We start from the raw sequence: 18,289 nt of genomic DNA on the forward strand, positions 1-18,289 counted from the left end.
AACTACCATCCATAATTTTGAACCATTTTGGGATTTCTACGCAACTCTGCGCGGCTGATCGGCCAAAAATAATCCCGCTCTGTAAAACTCGGGGAATAGAATACCATCTGTCTGTAGTAAAGATTGGGGTTTTGCTGATTCACATCATTGCCCACGACCTCCTTGCTCAATTCCTCAGTCCCATCTTTCCAACGACGTAGATCCCAGAAGCGTTTACCTTCAAATGCAAGTTCGATCGTCCGCTCATCCTTTATGATTTTCCGCAAACCATCCTTTGTCGCGGGGCGGCTTGGGTAGATTGAGTACTCCAGCCAAGCTGCTTCTACCCCTTTTAGCCCTGCTCTGGCACGTACTTTATCAATATAGGATACCGCTTCCGCCGTGGGGCCGTTCACTTCGTTAAGTGCTTCGGCATAAAGCAGGTAAAGGTCTGCTAAGCGGATCACTGGAGCAATGAAGGATACAATACTCATTGAATTGGAAGCCCCAAAGGTATTTTCATAGTTCACATATTTTTTAACACCATATCCCGTGACGTTATAGTAAGTACCATTGTTTATCCCCACATTTCCCCCTAGTCGATAAAAGGTACTGAAGGCACCTGCTTCTGTCGCATTGCTACGCATAAAATAACGTCCGCCATCGAAAGAGATATTGCCATAGAAACGTGGCTCGCGGTCCAAGTGTAGACGAATAGTCTGGTTGTTGAGTGCCACATCATATTGGTATTTGGGATCGGTCACATTGACTACCTCAAAACGCTGGCTATAAGGATAACTTTTGTCCTCATCTATGGGCACTCCATTGGCGCTATAGTATTTAGCGATCATATTCTGGCTAGCCGAGAGAAAGGAGCGAATACTTGCATTCGACTGTGTATTGGCATCCCATCCGCGTGGCATATAGGATAACTGAACTTCATTGCTGATAAGGTTATTGGAGTAAAACCAGAGTCCTTCGGTATTATCTTTATTCTGGCTAAAAGCCAATCTCGAGCTCAGCTGTGCGATAGCCTCAGGGCGGGTAATATTAACTCCGGGAGGCGCTTGCCAGACAAATAGCGACTTCCCTCCCTGCTCAGCAGCTTCAATAGCTTCCCGGCAGGCATTTGCCGCACTGATCCATTTCTCAGCCGAATAAGTGGTATTAAAAAGCTGCTTCCCGTTCTGATTTTTGATCGTAGCCACCAACGATTGGTTACCATTGAACAGCGGGCTTGCAGCGTACACCAGTACTTCCGCTTTGATTGCCTTAGCAGCTATCCGGTTCACACGTCCCATTTCGGCATTCACATCAACCACATTGGGGTCAAGGAACTCCATGGCACCATCAATCGTTTTGATAATATAGGTAAACACATCATCGACTGGCTGCCGCTCAACCGCATAGTTTTCCAAATCCGACCCTACCGGGATAAATTTGTCCATGATAGGAATAGGTCCATAACGTTTCAACAATTCATAATGGTAAAAAGCTTTGAGAAATGTTGCCTCAGCTTTCCATTTATCACGTTCTTCGATAGGCATATCCGGTACTTGACCGATACTATCTATAAAGATATTGCAATCCGAGATACCACGCCAGAGGCTGGATGTACCATCCCATTCGTTCAGCAAGGGGCTATCCGCATTCTGTGCGCCACGGAGAATGTTTTTACCGGCCGACGCAATCTGTTCATTTGTCCATATCTCTCCTGCACCCATGATTGCGGGGTTAGCATTGTAACCACTAAAATTGGGCATGGCATTATAACATGTAGCCAGATAGCGTTCGGCCATTACCCTGCTTGCAAAAGCATGTTCGAGTATCGGCACATTATCCGGTACAACATCCACATATTTGCTGCAGGATGCGCTGGCAATGACCAATAACACACCAATTAAATATTTTGTAATTTCTCTTTTCATAATTAAAAGCTTGCATTAATACCAAGGTTAAACACCCGTTGTAGCGGATAGCCCAATCCATTACCACCGAGCTCAGGATCCCACATTTTGAAACTACTGAATTTCAGCAAGTTGGTTGCGCTAGCGTAGACTCTAAACCGCTGAAATTTATAGCGTTTGGCCACTTCCGGATTTAATTCAAATCCCAGTTCGACCTGTTTGAGACGAAAGACATTACCATTACGCATCCAAAATGTGCTTGTCTGCGTGTTATTCGCCATCGGCGTACTACTCAATCGTGGCCATAGGGCATATGGATTTTGGTCACCTTCCGACCAATAGCTGTCTGCCCAGACCTGTAGCACGGCATTCGGCGCCGTTACACTGCCAAATGGAGCAGATCCGGTATAAGTCGGATTGATAAACAGGGAGGTCTGCGCCATGCCTGCAAAAAAGAAAGAAAAATCAAGTCGTTTATAGCCAGTACTCAAGCCAAAACCATAATTGATCTCAGGTGTGGTCGGCAAACCAATAGGCACCATATCATTGGAATTAATGACACCATCTTTATTGATATCCAAATATTTTATGTCCCCGCCGAGTACCTGCTCAGAAAAAGTTTGTGCAGGACTGTTGCGTACCTCATCATCATCAATAAATAACCTTTCGGCAACATATCCTCTTTGCTGTGTGGCACTTAGCCCAATCCTACTTAAGTAAGGGTATTCGTATTGCGGTTCTTCGTAATTGACATATTTACCGGTCGCGTAAGTAAAAGTACCCCGGGCCTGAAACCATAGGTCGGAGTTTACAGATTTTGAATAGTTCATTTCGGCATCAACACCCCGTGAACTATACTTGCCAACATTGGCCAGGATATTCGCCGAATAACCTGCTGTAGATGGAATGGAAGCTCTCGTCTGCACGATATTCGAGCGTTTTTGATTGAAATAGTCAACGGTCAATTTAAATGAGCTTTTAAAAAGTCCCAGCTCAAGACCAAGATTGGACTGTCTGGAAATCTCCCATGTGATGTCGTTGTTCTGGTATTGTCTGATATCGATACCATTGATCGTTCGGCGGGTTTCGCCGGGCATCCCCCATGTATAGGACTGATTTCCCGAATTGAGCTCTACATCCGAAAGATAAAAGAAGCGGGAACTTGTCGCAGAAATCACATCATTCCCCACCAGACCGTGTGTAGCCCTCAATTTAAGGAGTGAAACAACATCCCTATAGGGTTCCATAAAGCTTTCATTCTGTACATTCCAGGCAAGGCCCGCTGATGGGAAAAATCCCCAGCGATGTTTGTCTGCGAAGCGTTCCGAACCGTTGTATCCAAAGTTAAATTCTGCGGAATACCGTTTATCGAACGAATAAGTAAACCGTCCCGAATAGGAAACATTACGGTAAGGCAATGTATTCAGTAAAGATGGGGTACGGGTATCAGGCTCTACACGGTCCTGGATTGCTGTTAAAAACATTCCACTAAGCGCGTGTTTGCCAAATGTACGGTCATAAAGGATCTGGTTTTCCAGGCGAAAGATAGCAGCGTTGGTGCGATCTGCGGGACTATAATCCAGATATTCTGTTCCCTGCTCGGGATTGAGTGGGTTATAATAGGGCGAATTACTCGCATCATACCCCATAAACTCATAATAGAAGGGTTTGTACTGTCTATTTTCGGCGAAATAAGAATTACGCGTCACGTTTAGCATGCCACGATAACGGAGTCCCTCAGTCAGGAAATCCAACTTTTGGTTCAATTCGACAGAAAGCACAATATTGCTGCGTTTGTAGTTTTGATACCCCTTTACCACCTCCGCATAAGAGTTTAAGTAACGTCCATCCTCTGCATTTCCAAACATGGGGTGCCGGATATAGGATTGTTCCACTCCCGGTCTGTATACCGGTTGAAAAAGAACTGGGTTTGAACGCAGGGCATACCTGAATGCATCAGCTCCCCCCACAATCGGACCACTGTAATCCTGAAGATTTGCTAATGCTCTTACCGCAAGTGTGGTTGACTTGGTCACATTGATATTGATGTTGCTCCGAAGGTTATACACCTTGAAATCAACATTGTTATTGAAATTATTCAGGGGATCCACTTTGATCAAGCCAAAGTCCCTGGTCATATTTCCACTGATATTATATTGCGCGATCTGACTTCCTCCAGTAATAGTCAGGTTATAGTTCTGGGTATTGGTTTTTTCTTTGATCAACATACCGAGCCAATCAACAGCCGGATAGGCATAGGGATCATCTCCAATTTCTGTTCGGGCAATTTTTTCCGGAGAATATAAGTTGCGACGTTCTGTCAGCGGGTCGCGGGTCATATAGGCCTCATTCTGCATTTTCATCCACGTGACCGGATTTGCGATCTTCACCTTTTCTGTTGGTGACGACAGGCGTTGATCCACGCGAAAATTAAGACGCGCAGGGCCCTCTTTCCCCATTTTGGTCGTTACGAGCAATACACCGTTAGCTCCTCGTGAACCGTATACTGCCGCCGCTGCGGCATCCTTCAGAACCGAAAAGCTTTCAATATCATCCACAGGGATCCGGGCCAGATCATTCGCGGTAACCTCCATATTATCAACCAAGATCAGCGGCGAATTATTGACACCGAAGCTTCCGACACCGCGGATAAAGAAGTCAGCATTGTCGAGTCCCGGTTCACCACTGCGTTGGAAGGAAATCATCCCCGCAACCCTCCCCTGTAAGGCCGTGGTAAGATTGCTACTTCCGGTACGCAATTCCTTTGGAGATACCGTAGTAACTGCACCGACCACACTCTCCCGCAAGGTTTTTTGACCAAATGCAGTCACCACAACTTCATCGACATAAGCCGAAGACTGCTCTAGAATAATGTCGATTTTAGTCCGTCCAGCGATTGGAGCCTCTTCCGTACGATAACCCACCATTTTGAATACCAGCACCTCCGTGGCAGGTACCTTGAGAATATAATTACCGTTGAGGTCAGTGGTAGTTCCTACACTAGGCTTGCTTTTGAGGTAGATGGATACACCGGGCAATATGGTACCGAGGGAGTCCTTGACCGTACCTGTGACTTGCACTTCACGCTGGATCGTGCTGCTTACCGTGCCCGGTGAGGGGTTCTTTTTCGTAGGCTTCGGTACGATGACAACCGTCCCTTCGTACATTTGATAATCTAAAGGCTGGTTTTGCAATAATTGTTTTAAAGCAAGTTCCAACGGCACTTTTGTCAAATTGATATTGACACTGGAAGCTTTCCTTAAGGTAGCTTCTTTATAAATAAAGCGAAAACCTGTCTGCGCTTTAATTGCTCCCAAGGCATTTTCCATCGTTGAATTGTTCAATTTAAGGCTAACTTTCTGGGCCAGACCTTTTGAAGCTGCACTCAACGTCCCCATAATTACGAGAAATACAGTAAGTTTCATGGTTAGTAGTGTTTTGAACAGCATATGGCTACGCCATCTGACAAATAGATTTTGCCATATATACTTAAATTCCATACATTTGATTAGATAAGGTTTTACTTGTAATTGTGTTAGTACTATAGTTCGTTTAGAACCTTATATGCTGACTGGGGGTATTCCCGTACCTCCAGTTTTTTTAAGATTCTTTATTATGTTGCTTGTTGATTATTTTATCATTGACCTCCTTTTTATTTTATCACTAGTGTTCTATTGTTGATCTTGATATCCAGACCGGTTACCCCTTTCAGTACCGCACATACCGCCTGGATAGATTCGGTTCGTTTGATTCCCCCTTTATATTTTTCTTCACTGACCGCATGTTTATATTCGACATCAATATCATACCAACGAGCAACCTCGTTCATGATACTCTTGAGGTCTTTTCCGCCAAAATAAAAATATCCTTCCTTCCAGGCGAGAGCTTCCTCTGGATCCGCTTTTACCACAGTGATCTGTCTATTGTTGATCAATGTTGCATTTCCTTGACCTATCAATACCGACTCGTCCGCGACACTTACTTTTATCTTCCCTTCGGTCAGTATGGTCTTGATCTGACCTTGTTTGAGGTGCGTATTGATATTAAAAGCTGTACCCACGGCCTCAACAGTAGATTCACCCACTTCTACGCGAAATGGTCTCGAAGGATCCTTTGCGACCTCAAAAAAAGCTTCACCCTTAATCGCTACGCGTCGTTCACTACCCGTAAATACAGAAGGATATTCTATTTCAGAATCGGCGTTTAACCAGACAACTGTTCCATCATTCAACTGAATACGATAGGTTCCGCCAACAGGTACATTGAGTTTATGGATGTGCACCTCATCTTTGTCTGTCGCAGCATAGTCCAATTGATTATCCGCTATTTTCATCAGATTTCCACCTTCGCGGATTGTCGTACTATCATTCCCGCCCAAGTGTATCGTCTCGCCATTTGACAAGGTCAACACGGCCTGCTGTTTTCCCGGAAGTACATTTTTATTTATTTGAGCAACTAGGGGTGCATTTTCAACTCCGGAAAAATACGAGACCGCCCAGACTCCAAGACAGAGTGCAGTCACAATAGAAGCTGCCACCAACCATCGTCTTTTCTTTTGTTGTTTACGATATAATTGGGCCTTGCCCAAGGTAGATTCCCACTTGAACTGAATATCATTGTTCATATGCGCATTCAGCAGTTTGCGAATTTCGTCCTGTTTGACCTCCTTATTCTCCAACCAGATCTTTATCCGTGGATATAATGCCTGAAATTGCTGCAACTCCAACAGTTCCTCAGCGGTGATAGTTCCACTGAGGTACCGTTCCATTAATTGAGCTATCCTTAAATAATTTGATTCCATAATTTAAATATATGAGGTCATGTCTCCGTTATAGGCACAGGAAAAAGACGCCATCTATTAACAAGACGCGCGAGCAGGAAGAAAGGATGACAAGAAAATTAAAAAAAATTAAAACAATAGGATTTTGATGGAACGCAACACCGGAAACAATACTTTTTTAATTGTTGCCATAGCCCTGCGTTTTTGGGTTTTGACCGTATTGATCGAAATTCCGTAGCTTTCAGCTACCTCCAGATTAGATTTCTCTTCTATGTAAGCCATTTTAAAAATATTCTGACTGGCTTCGGGTAGATTACGGATGGAAGCATAGAGCTGGTTAATGGCTTCGGCATAAATGATATTTTCCAATAGATCTTCATCGGATATTTCAGTAGCTGGATTGACCTGACGATAATTGTGGATTACCTTTACTTTTCGGAGATGACTTAGCGAAGCATTCTTGACCATCGCATAAATATAGGATTTGGCAGCTTGGGTATCTTTTGGAAGGACAGTATCGTTGTCCAGCAATTTAACAAACACATCCTGTACAATATCCTCCCCAGTCTCCCTACACCCAACCAAACGGCACGAAAGTTCTACGAGCCCGTAATAATTCTGCTCAAATAGTGCTTTTATATTATTTTCCATTAGGTTCGACGGCATGAAACTGAACTGGTTAAAATCGATTACTTTCGGTGGTTAATATAGTAATTTAAAACTATATTCATACTATTTTAACAGGAAAGGCTTCGCAATTTTTCAGTCTGTAATACGAATAGAATTGATCCCTGTAAAACAGTAAGCAAGGATCAATTCATTTCCAGAGTCAAATATTGTCGATCATCATACCGGTTGGCTCGGCGATCTGCCGGGGATCCCGATCATCCATGCTGGCAAGCAAAAAAGCGACAAATTCATGCGGGCGCTATGAAATGTTGGGCGCCCCTAAATCAAAGCTCGCTTTATGCGCTTTCAGTCGCGGATAAAAATGCCGCGTTAAATCCTCTAATTGCAATAAGATTAAGAATAGCGGCCTCATCACGTTTTAAGGTGCGCACCGTTATCGTACATAGTTTATCCTGCAAGTCTGCCGAAATATATTTCAGATCAGCAATATGCCGACTGAGATAAGTTATTAGATCAGCACGTTTGGCCAGCACCTGGGCCGAAACAGCGAAGGTAAGTAAGTAATATTTCATTTTTTTCATGTCATTTTTTTTGTCCATGACGAAATCCATACCTCCACACTGATTTTCCCGATCAGCTTAGGCGATATGCCCGTTATTTAGCGTAACAAATATAAAATTTTTTGACCATAATACAACAATAGTCAAAAGTAAAGAATAAAAAAATACTGTGCTCCAGCTACCACAGACCAAATGAATATTAATAATTTATTAATATTCGTAAAACGCTTAGGTATAATTAGCTCCTTACATTTGGTCTTTGCTTAACTATCATGGCTAATTGTGAATATACAGCGCTTACGGATCAGGAACTGCTCGATTTGGTCCAATTGAAAGACAATAAAGCTGCTTTTTCCGAACTCTATAACCGCTATTGGGAACCCTTAATCAATCTTGCAGGGAAAAGGACGCTCTCCCTTGCTATGGCTGAGGAAATCGTTCAGGATGTTTTTGTCAATTTTTATCTACGGCGGAAGGAGATCCAAGTCAGCCATTCCCTTTCGGCTTACTTAAAAACGGCGATTAAATTTCAGGTCTTTAAAACCTATCGGGCGCAAAAGATCCAGGATAAATATATCCAAACAGTATCCTACAGCGGGCATACCGCTCCTATTCAACCCGACAATATCCTGGAGGCTAAGCAAATCCATGCCGAGATTTTTCAGATCACCGAAAAAATGCCAGCTACCTGCAAAGAGGTTTTTCTATTGAGCCGTTTCGAAAAACGTTCTAATCAGGATATTGCCAACGAGTTGAACATTTCTGTAGCCATGGTCCGTAAACACATTACGAAATCCATGAATATCATGCGCAGCGAAATCAAAGAACACCAAATGGATATTTTCTATCTGGTGCTGCTGTTGTATATGCACAAAAATTAAGTAAAATCATTTTTTTTTGAAATTCCTGTTCCCGCTTTTGAATACTTAGGGTACTAGTTAGTATAAAGCAAAGGAAATGGACGATCAAAATCAACAGATACTCGATATACTCGCTAAATACGAAGCAGGAACAATAACGGAAGATGAGCTGCTACTACTTGAAGATTGGTACGCTTCATTTGAAGCCAATCCAGATCTCATCGATAATTTAAGCCCCGAAGAACGTGCAGTCAGAAAAAAACAACTGCAGGAAAAAATCTTCGATCAGATTAGTACCGAGACATCCTCAACAGCAGAAATGCCCAAAAAGCGATTTTCCCTAAACCTGGGCAATAGGCTTTGGCAGGCAGCCGCCTCCCTAGTTCTCCTTTGTACAGTCTCATTTTACATCTTCCAGAAGCAGTCTGACAAGCTGCCCATCAGCGCAGAAAAGCAAAGCAGCACCATCAATCCCGGAACGGATCAAGCCATCTTAACACTTGGCAATGGTGAAAAGATCCTGCTGGATGACTCCAAAAACGGAGAGCTCAGTGCCGAAGGCAACATTCGTATCAACAAACTGAAACCGGGCAATCTAGTTTATACAGCCAGCAAAAAGGTAAGCAAGGTGCTTTCCAATACACTTTCTACCCCGCGGGGTGGCAGATACCAGTTGACCTTAGCTGATGGTACCCAAGTCTGGTTGAATGCGCAATCTTCGATCACCTACCCTTCAGCCTTCCAGGGTTCTGCGCGTGAAGTGACGATCACGGGCGAAGTGTACTTTGAGGTTGCGCACAACGCCACGATGCCCTTCCGTGTTCGGTCAGAAAATCAACTGATCGAAGTACTGGGAACACACTTTAACGTCAATACCTACAACGCCAAATCTAGCGCCAAAACAACCCTCTTAAGCGGTTCCATCGCCTTGACCAATACCCATCAGCGCATCATCCTCAAGCCTGGTGAACAAGGCATTGTAGCCGGCCGGTCCATGTCCGTAAAAAATGTGGACCCGGCTGAAGTAATCGCCTGGAAAGAGGGATATTTTGACTTTACGGATGCTGATATCGGTAGCGTTATCGACGAACTGGGCCGTTGGTATAATGTCGACATCCGCTATAATGGCACCGCAACACATGAAACCTTTACGGGAAGAATACCGCGGTCCTGGCCTTTTGAAAAAGTATTGAATCTATTAAAAACGTTTAAAAGCATTAAGGTAGAGATGCAAGGAAGGAGGCTTATTGTAGAAACAAAATAACACACACAACCTAATGCCTAATTCCAAAAAAAGCCAATAGTGGTCGTAACACTACTGGCCGATAGCCGGAATAGGCAAATGAATTTCTCGATCCGATTTAACACATATTTCAGCTTAACAAATGTATAAAAAAAATACAAAAATACTATTGAAAATGAAGCTAACCACCTTCATGACACTTTTTGGCATGCTACAGATCAGCTTTGGGGCGATAGGACAAAACATCAGTCTCTCCGAGAAGAAAAGCTCCCTGGCCAAAGTATTCAAAAAAATAAGTACGCAGACAGGTTATGGATTTTTAGTAGAAGGCAGCCTTCTTAAAATGTCCAGACCGGTCACGATAGAAACCCGCAACACCGATATAAATAGTGTACTGGCAGAAATTTTCAAAAATCAACCGCTGACCTTTGTGCTGAAAGACCAATCCGTGATCGTTTCGGCAAAAACAACAGCAGCTATCCCCGTTTCATTATCCCGGAACACAGACAAAATCGGGACGCAACAACAAGGAAACATCAGCGGGAGAATTACAAATGAAAATGGTGAAGCGCTCGTAGATGCAAGTATCACTGTGCTCCAAACCCGCCAATCATTAAAAAGTAAAGCCGATGGAAGCTATACGTTGAACCTCCCAGCCGGAACCTATACGATTGAGGTCAGCTACATTTCCCATCAGACAAAAAGGATCACCGACATCGTTGTCCATGCCGGGAAGCAGACCAACCTAAGCATCGTTTTAAAGGATGTGGTCAAAAGCCTAGAGCAGGTCGTTGTCACGGGAAGTTATAAAGGAAAGTATTGCTTCCCTATATACCAAACAAAAAAATGCAGCGACAATCTCCAACGGAATCAGTCGCGAGCAAATAGCCGTTTTACCGGACAAAAACGTTGGTGAGACCTTAAAACGCATCTCTGGTGTCAGTACCAATGACAACCGCCGGGTCGTTATCCGGGGTATTGCCGAACGGTATAACCTAGCCATGATGGATGGAGCTACCCTCCCGAGTACCGACGTGCAGGTAAGGGACTTCGAATTTGATATTGTACCGAGCAACCTGATCGACAATGTCGTTATCCACAAGACTTCATCGCCAGATCTGAGCTTTGGTTTTGGTGGTGGACTGGTCAAGATCAATACCCTGGCCATTCCAGTCAAAAACTTCACCTCCTTTTCGGTAGGAAGCAAGTATATCAATGGGTCAACGGGCAAAGATTTCATGGGCTATGGCCGCGGCAGCTGGGACTACCTGGCATTTGACGATGGCACACGGGGCAATTTTCCAAGGGATTTAACCGTATTCAACGGTATCAATTATGACCCTGCCAACCCTTATAAACCGGTGCCTGAAGGAGTGACGCCTTTTACACCCGAAATGATCGCTGCACAAAACAAACGCATCGGCGGATTAGAACGTTTGGGTACACGAAAATATACCGCGCTACCCGGACAAAACTATCAGTTCAGCCTGGGGCGGAGTTACAATACGATGAAAGGTATCTTTGGATTTGTAGGCTCGCTCAGCTATCGAAATGAACAATCTATTGATAACATTTCAAATTTTGAACGCGGCAACTGGCAAAAAGTCGAGGGGACAACCTACGATATAAGCACTGGAAAAGAAATCCATCCAACGACCTCGATGCAGTACAACTTTAATTCGAGCTTAAGCGGATTGATCAACCTGGGCTGGAACAGCAAAAATCACAAAATAACCTCCCGCAACTTTTATTCCCGCATGTTCAACAACCAGTTTTCAGTGATCCAGGGCTGGGGAAATGATATTGGCCACGATTCGAGGCCTGCCATCCGGGAGTATGACCGCCCCAAATTCATCAATATGCTTCAGAACAGGCTGGATGGGGAGCATCGCTTTGGCGATTTTAAGCTAGAATGGAATATTGCCCGCAATCGTCTGAACAACCTCGAGAAAGATGCTACCGAAGCCTGGCTCGCCCCGATCGGTACCTTAAATGATACCATTTACAATATTATCCCTTCGCACTATGCCAATGCCGGTGACGGAACATTTACACGCTCCGAATACCATTATACGGAGACCAACAAAATTGCCGAGGGCGCATTGAGCTACCAGACGAACTGGTTCGGGCAAAAGCAAACCCTGAAAGCCGGCTATCAATTTATGGATCGGCATGGGCTATTCGAATGGGTCTCCCTGCCGATCGTTTCGGTCGGTGCAAACACCTTTGCCCCTGTAAATACCTGGTCGAAATACCTGGAGTTTCAGGACCCTTTGCATGGGATGTTCTATTATCCCGCTGCATTCTCCATCAGTGCCTATGAAGGGAAAAATATCAATCAGGCTGTCTATGGAATGATGGACAACAGGTTCAATTCCTGGATTCGACTGACCTGGGGATTACGTGCCGAATACTTCAAGTATAAAAGTTTGCAAAACGGCGATAATGACCTGCAGATGGATGCACGCACCATTGCCATGCGTAAGCAACGCTTTGTCGATCCAGCTACCGGAAAACTGGTGGGCATGACGGCAGATCCAGAAACCGAAGAGAAAACCTGGCGTTACCTCCCATCGGCGAGCTTGACATTGACGCCATTACAGGATTTCAATATCCGGATGGCCTATTCGCAGTCGGTGGTCCGTCCCGCGTTGATTGAAAACTCCAGGATGGTGCGACAGGATCCGGCACTGGGTGGTGCTTACCGCAGAAATGAAGGCGTCCTGTCTACCGTAATTAACCACTATGATATGCGCCTGGAATGGTATCCTTCCATTGCGGAAGTCATTTCAATTGGATTTTTCTATAAATATTTCCAGAACCCGATCGAGCTGTACCAGCAGATGATGGATTCCTCGCACCGCATCTATGTAACGACCAATAACTCGGAATGGGCCAAAGTAAAGGGCCTGGAGTTTGATATCCGCAAAAACTTAGGATTTATGCTTCCGGGCTCCCTGCTGGAGAATTTTAACTTTAGTGGAAACGTCACACTTCAACGCTCAGAAGTACAATCGGCCGAATTCAGGTCCAAAGGCATAGGCACCGATAAATATGGAAATACCTTTGAATACCGGGAAAAACAATTCCTGAAAAGTAAGCGCCCGCTCTATGGACAGATACCTGTAGTCTATAATGCGGCATTACAATATGCCGGAGACCGCTTAGGTGCTAACGTAGCCTTCAATCATATGGGGTACAAAACCTTTATGACTGCCATGAGCGAAGACCTTATCGAATACGAGCGTCCCCGGAATCAGCTAGATGCACAGCTGAGCTACAAATTATTGAAAAATAAAAATCTGGATGTCAAACTCAACCTGAGCAATCTATTGAACAGTCCATTCCGTTTTTATGTGAACAGACCCGAAACGTTCAAAGTGCAAGATCGATGGAAAGGCTTGTCAAACTCCGAGTGGCCGACACAAGAGTGGGATGAGATCTACGAATGGAAGTTTGGATTTTCTCAAAAATATGAGGAAGGTTACTACGAGACCTCCGCCGATGGAACCAAAAAGACACGCGTAGGTGACAAAGAAACCTTCAACCGGAAAGTGGGCAGTTCCTTTAGCCTATCCATCGGATATACATTTTAAATAAACCGCTATGAAACCAAAAATAATTTTAACAGCTACGGCGATCTCCTTTTTTCTGCTCTTCACCCTCCTGTCATGCAATAAAGGCGGAGACGATCTACTGTATCATTCCAATGTACATATGATCAATTTAAGTGGATACAATAACAGCAATGAGGAACTTATTCTCCAATTGGATACTTTTAGTGCGACAGTGACTCCGGCCTTTAGCAAAATCGCTTTCGGGGCGAACTATAATTTCAATGACCCTAGCAAGCAGCACTTAAAATTTACCATGAAGTCCAAAGCGACCGATAAAATTTTACTGGAAAGAGACATCAGGGCCAACGATACGGCGGTCTCGACAAACCTCAATATTATCTATATGGACGGAAAAGTGGCCGATTTTCCAACGCTTCCGGCGCCAGTAGACGGCAAGGTCCAATTAATCTATATGCTCCAGTCCAATATTTTAAACTACCGAGAACCCGTGGATATTGTATTTGGGAAATACTATTTTACGCCCAAAGTGTTTGAAGAGGTCATCCGGATCAAAAACTTAAAACCCAATGAATTCTCCAAACCCATAACTTTTGACCCTTTTCCGTTAGGAATACAGGATTACAAGGGGGAAAAAACGTCGGTATTATTTCGGGCCTATATTTATAAAGCCGGGACCGACATCCCCTATACGGAAGGATCTTCATTTGAATTTAGCCAGCTTACCTCGGGTGCACCTGTTCCCTCACCCACAAAAGCAATCTCCAAGCTGTTTATCATCAACGAAGCTCCGCTTAATAATATTATAAGGTTTAATAAGGTTTTAGAATTATAATTTATGAAAAATTTATTGACAAAGACATTTTTCCAACCTATTATGGTACTGCTGATCAGCATTTCCTTCTTTTTCAGCGCCTGCAACAAAGACACTGTTGAGGTAGAACGTGCTATGCATATTCTGATCAATGGTTATAATGGCGGTGAGCACCCTTTAGTGATCGCGATTGATACCACCGTATTTGATCATAAAAATGGTGATTTTATCATCCAACCCCAGAGCAATATCCATTTTGCTACTGCTTATAGCTACAAAGTACCAAAGAAAAGACTGGTTACTTTAACCGACACGGTGACAAAGAAAGTGGTCTATAGTGCTGAATTGCCTGAAAACACCATCAAAGTAAATTTCAACTACCTCTATTTTGATGGAAAAGTACAGGAGGTGACCCCTCCCGCTGCGGATCCCAATGTCAATAAATTAGGCTTTTACATTTATGATAAAAGCATTGATTTTCCAATTGATATTTCGCTACAAAAGGTCAATGCAACTTCGGGCGATGTCCGTAAAGAGTACATTGCAAAAAATGTGCTTCCCGGAAGATGGGTCTATGTCGATTATCTGCCACTCAAGGATTTTGACAAAAATGTCGATCTAATGAGTGCTACAGTTAATTTCACGAAGGCCAATACAGATGAATGGGCTTTTGACGGTGATGAAACAAAAAGTAAGTTGCCCGCCGGTGGATTCTTTTTCCCAAAATTGAACGACAAGGGAAAAGTTCAGCCCTATTTTATTGCGCCAAAAGTGCCAAATCAAATATTCAGCCGGCTTTTCTTCTATTTGGATTAACGGCATCCACAGGTAATCATTGGCGATAACGCACATCTAGGCTAAACGCGCGTTATCGCCAATTTTTATTTTAACTTCAAAATAGCAATAGCGCTTCTACCGACAAGCTTAGTTCTCCACAAGGGCATAGCATCACCATCACTTCGTTGTATACTCCCTTAGAAACGGTATACGCCAGGCTGCAATTCAAAGACCCGATAATTCTCTTCTGTCGCTAGCGGACGGATCTTTTTTTCATCCGGCAGCAGCTGTATATGATCTTCCTTTGGAACCTTTAGGATGGCTACCGTATTGGGCGGAACAACTGTCTCTAGCTGCAGCTTGCCCGCATCCCTTTGCCAGTGAATCTTGATCAAACCACTCGGAGCCCTAAAGGCTGTCTTCACCCAGTTGATAGGCACATCCTGGCTTCTCGGCACCTGTATGACAAATGAGCGATACCCCGGGCTCAATGGTTTTATCCCGGCAAGCCCATCGATATACCATGCGCCAGGATATAAAAATGAACTATGGAGGAGCGAATGTCCCGGAAGATCTTTTTCCCACATTTCCCATATTGTTGTGGCTCCATTAGCCTTCATATATCCCCAACTGGGGTAGGTTTCCTGTTTCAGCATGCTATAGAGCAGATCATGACGACCGACAGACCGCAAGTACTTGAACAGTAATGCTCCGCCAGTGATACCGGCATGGATATGCCCCTGATGTTTGACCAAGATATCCTGTGCCAATTGTGCAATAATTTTTTCCCTGTCCTCCGCTTTGGCAACTTCTGACAACAGCGCTAGCGCCTGATTGGCCATGGAGCCATCAGCATACAACTGCGTTTGTGTATTGTAAAATAAGCTGTTAATGGCATCCGTTGCTAGCTCCGCCTGTTTTTGCCATACCTGCGCCTGCTCCTTTTCGCCGATCGCCAAAGCAATCCGGACAGCTGTCCGCAGGTTGTATACCCTATATAGATTATTGAAACAAATGTTTTCAGCTTTGTTGTTATTCATCCCCTCCGCGGTCGCATTTGGCCACAGCCAATCCCCCAAAAAGTCCCAGGTACCACCATAGGGTTGGAGGATATGATCATGGACATGGGTATCTATGTACGCGATCCAGGTCTTGATCAGATTGAAATTGTTTTTTAATATGCTCAGGTCACCATAGTGCTGATAATGGTTCCAAGGGAGAATAACGACAATCCCGCCCCAGGCCGGACCACCACCACCCCAATACGTAGGGGCTGTATGCGGCAGTATACCATTATTGAATATACGGCCACTCGTTTCATTCTTTCGGGCCCAGGATGGATCGTTCATATCGCCCACCATAGACTCTGTGCCCTGCACATCGCGCCAGTCCTGCATCCATTTTTCATAGAATGCCGCCATATTGAAATTGGCCATTCCTGTTTCTGAGGTCGCATGAGCATCGCCCCCATAGCCCATACGTTCGCGTTGTGGGCAATCGACGATCATTCCCCCCAGGGAAAGATTGCTGTAGGTCCATAAGATACGCTCATAGATCCAGTTCTGTAAACTGTCAGAACAGCTAAATTCAGTCACTGGCGCAAATCCGGTGCGGATGGCCCAACCTTTTATGGCAGTGAGGGCCGGCTTTTCCTTTGCCCCCCGAATTGTAATCCATCTCCCCGAACTATAGTTGAACCTGTTTCTGAACGTACCCCGCCCTGTCGGCCCCAGGATATAGGCACTCCGATTTTTAAAGGTCATCTCCTCCTGCGATCGTTCGGAATAGAGGAAATCAATCCGCTTACCTGGACTGCCTTTTACTTCAATCTCAGTCCAGCCCGCAAAATTAACGCCCATATCAACCCGATAATCACCATTTGGCAGGGATGCTATAGCTACTGGACGGATTTCTTTAAAAAGAACATTATCTTCCACAGCCTGCGCAGACAAAACAAGTTTAGGCTGAAATTCCTGCGCCTGCTGCCAGGATTTATCCGAAAATTCCGACGAATTCCAATTGGGAATATCCTTGTTCGCGTCGAACAATTCGCCACCAAAATTATTCGGAGACCAATTGCCTAAGAGCTTGTTGGGACTTGGATGTGTTTTCCAGCTTTTATCCGTTGAGATCAGCGCGAATTGTTTTCCACCTGTATCATAAAGCTGAGCCTGTGCACGAAGAATGGGGCTTCGGGGTTTATCGGCTGTTGCATAAGGTGCATAGATGGACCAGCCTGTACCCAGCCAAAATGCGATTGTATTCTGCCCCCGGCGCAGATACGGTGCAATGTCATACGTGACATAACGGGCCCGTTTGCTATGGTCTGTTACTGCGGGTGTTAATATCGAGTTTCCAATTTTTTTCCCATTGACATAGAGTTCGTGAAATCCGACCGAAGCAACATAGATCCGGGCATCCGCAACTGTCTCCTTTAGTGTGATCGTTTTCCGGAACCAGGGATCATCCAGGTTACAGTCTTTCGCCCTCGGGTCATAGGTATCCCCTGTTCCAATCCAGCTGGAAGTCCAGTCCTTTTCGTCAAATAGTCCGCTTGTCCATTTTGCGATCGGGCTATAAGCGGATATCCGACCCCGTTCATCCTGAACAGCAACACACCAGAAATAGACCCGGTCTGAAGTCAGCGGTTTACCCTGATACCGGATATGTTGCGTATCGGATGATTGCATCCAACCCGAATCCCAGCTTTCCCCTTTTTGGCGGACTAATGCAACAGAGTCTGTACCGACGAGAATCCGGTAAGCGCGCTGCCTTTGGCCATACGCATTGTTATTGGTTGCCTGCGGCAGCCAACCCAGCCGAGGTTGCCTTTGATCTACGCCCAGCGGGTTTGTCCGGTATTCACAGGTCAATTGATCGGGAAAAATGGATGCGTCGGATTTTTCAGCGGCCCAACTTGGTTGACCATAGAAAAAACATAAAAAAATGCAATAAAATAGGTTTAGTAGGTGTCTGTTCATTCCCTTATTTTTTTCGATTACTGATGAATAAGCCAACGACCCGATCACACTACAAGATCCCTTAGGGATACAATTTTCCCAAAAATTTCCGTACAACAGGGATTAGGCTTTGCTAAATTTACACAACTCATTGATTTAATGAGGCATGACGTCCCTATTTTTTATTCTTCCACCGGTCGAAAT

12 protein-coding genes are annotated in these 18,289 nt (G+C 44.5%); 6 read left to right on the forward strand and 6 right to left on the reverse strand.

Translation table 11 applies throughout. From position 1 onward, the window contains the following. Window positions 1–2 precede the first annotated feature (2 nt). The 5 genes from AC07UV_RS00375 to AC07UV_RS00395 form a co-directional block, all read right to left on the reverse strand. Window positions 3–1,907 carry a RagB/SusD family nutrient uptake outer membrane protein gene (locus AC07UV_RS00375; protein ID WP_495182282.1) on the reverse strand — a complete coding sequence of 635 codons (1,905 nt, stop codon included), beginning with the start codon at window positions 1,905–1,907 and terminating at the stop codon, window positions 3–5. Window positions 1,908–1,909: 2 nt separating this feature from the next. Further along, complete coding sequence (locus AC07UV_RS00380) at window positions 1,910–5,311, reverse strand: TonB-dependent receptor (protein WP_495182283.1); 3,402 nt, start codon at window positions 5,309–5,311, stop codon at window positions 1,910–1,912. A gap of 227 nt (window positions 5,312–5,538) precedes the next feature. Then, window positions 5,539–6,687, reverse strand: a complete 1,149-nt coding sequence (locus AC07UV_RS00385; protein ID WP_495182284.1) for a FecR family protein — start codon at window positions 6,685–6,687, stop codon at window positions 5,539–5,541. 108 nt (window positions 6,688–6,795) lie between these two features. Further along, window positions 6,796–7,317, reverse strand: a complete 522-nt coding sequence (locus tag AC07UV_RS00390) for a sigma-70 family RNA polymerase sigma factor (protein WP_495182285.1) — start codon at window positions 7,315–7,317, stop codon at window positions 6,796–6,798. Between the two features lie 314 nt (window positions 7,318–7,631). After that, the gene (locus AC07UV_RS00395; protein ID WP_282254005.1) at window positions 7,632–7,877 is read right to left on the reverse strand and encodes a hypothetical protein; all 246 of its coding nucleotides are present in this window, start codon (window positions 7,875–7,877) and stop codon (window positions 7,632–7,634) included. Between the two features lie 251 nt (window positions 7,878–8,128). Between AC07UV_RS00395 and AC07UV_RS00400 the strand changes: the two genes are divergently transcribed. The 6 genes from AC07UV_RS00400 (at window position 8,129) to AC07UV_RS00425 (ending at window position 15,164) form a co-directional block, all read left to right on the forward strand. Further along, the gene (locus AC07UV_RS00400) at window positions 8,129–8,737 is read left to right on the forward strand and encodes an RNA polymerase sigma factor (RefSeq protein ID WP_495182286.1); all 609 of its coding nucleotides are present in this window, start codon (window positions 8,129–8,131) and stop codon (window positions 8,735–8,737) included. Between the two features lie 76 nt (window positions 8,738–8,813). Beyond that, the gene (locus AC07UV_RS00405) at window positions 8,814–9,980 is read left to right on the forward strand and encodes a FecR family protein (RefSeq protein ID WP_495182287.1); all 1,167 of its coding nucleotides are present in this window, start codon (window positions 8,814–8,816) and stop codon (window positions 9,978–9,980) included. 154 nt (window positions 9,981–10,134) lie between these two features. After that, window positions 10,135–10,875, forward strand: coding sequence for a carboxypeptidase-like regulatory domain-containing protein (locus AC07UV_RS00410; RefSeq protein WP_495182288.1), 741 nt, complete (start codon window positions 10,135–10,137; stop codon window positions 10,873–10,875). Further along, a complete protein-coding gene (locus tag AC07UV_RS00415) occupies window positions 10,844–13,555 on the forward strand; it encodes a TonB-dependent receptor plug domain-containing protein (protein ID WP_495182729.1) in 2,712 nt (903 codons plus the stop codon). Before AC07UV_RS00410 ends, AC07UV_RS00415 begins: the two co-directional genes overlap by 32 nt. 10 nt (window positions 13,556–13,565) lie before the next feature. Continuing rightward, window positions 13,566–14,369 (forward strand): hypothetical protein, encoded by an 804-nt coding sequence (locus AC07UV_RS00420; RefSeq protein ID WP_495182289.1) that lies wholly within the window; start codon window positions 13,566–13,568, stop codon window positions 14,367–14,369. 3 nt (window positions 14,370–14,372) lie between these two features. Then, window positions 14,373–15,164, forward strand: a complete 792-nt coding sequence (locus AC07UV_RS00425) for a hypothetical protein (RefSeq protein ID WP_495182290.1) — start codon at window positions 14,373–14,375, stop codon at window positions 15,162–15,164. 158 nt (window positions 15,165–15,322) lie between these two features. On the opposite strand, the gene AC07UV_RS00430 is transcribed toward AC07UV_RS00425, so the two are convergent. After that, window positions 15,323–18,106 (reverse strand): family 78 glycoside hydrolase catalytic domain, encoded by a 2,784-nt coding sequence (locus AC07UV_RS00430; protein WP_495182291.1) that lies wholly within the window; start codon window positions 18,104–18,106, stop codon window positions 15,323–15,325. Window positions 18,107–18,289 lie beyond the last annotated feature (183 nt).

This window comes from Sphingobacterium sp. GW821-FHT03E03, assembly GCF_059420745.1.